This is a genomic window from Aquitalea sp. ASV11, assembly GCF_016429185.1.
GTDB lineage: Bacteria > Pseudomonadota > Gammaproteobacteria > Burkholderiales > Chromobacteriaceae > Aquitalea > Aquitalea pelogenes.
In genome coordinates this window covers 1-326 of the sequence record NZ_JAELUD010000200.1, presented here as the reverse complement: position 1 = coordinate 326, position 326 = coordinate 1, and the positions used below count along the sequence as shown (strand labels likewise).

The window sequence follows — 326 nt, the reverse complement described above, 5'->3', positions numbered from 1 at the left end:
CCCCCCCCCCCCCCCCCCCCCCCCCCCCCCCCCCCCCCCCCCCCCCCCCCCCCCCCCCCCCCCCCCCCCCCCCCCCCCCCCCCCCCCCCCCCCCCCCCCCCCCCCCCCCCCCCCCCCCCCCCTCCTCCCCCCCCCCCCCCCCCCCCCCCCCCCCACATCTTACTGTTCGTCGGCAGCGTCAGATGTGTATAAGAGACAGGTGCTGGCCCAGGTGCCGCAACTGGCGCAAAGCCAGCTGCACACGCCGCTGCACCTGGCCTTCACTTACGACGAGGAAATCGGCTGCATCGGCGTGCGCCGTCTGCTGGAAGTGCTGGGCGGGCTGC

The 326-nt window shown here is 79.4% G+C and carries 1 pseudogene; it reads left to right on the top strand.

Annotated elements, in window-relative coordinates:
- Positions 1–326 (top strand): annotated as a pseudogene (locus JHD62_RS21700) (hypothetical protein); the annotation flags it as partial.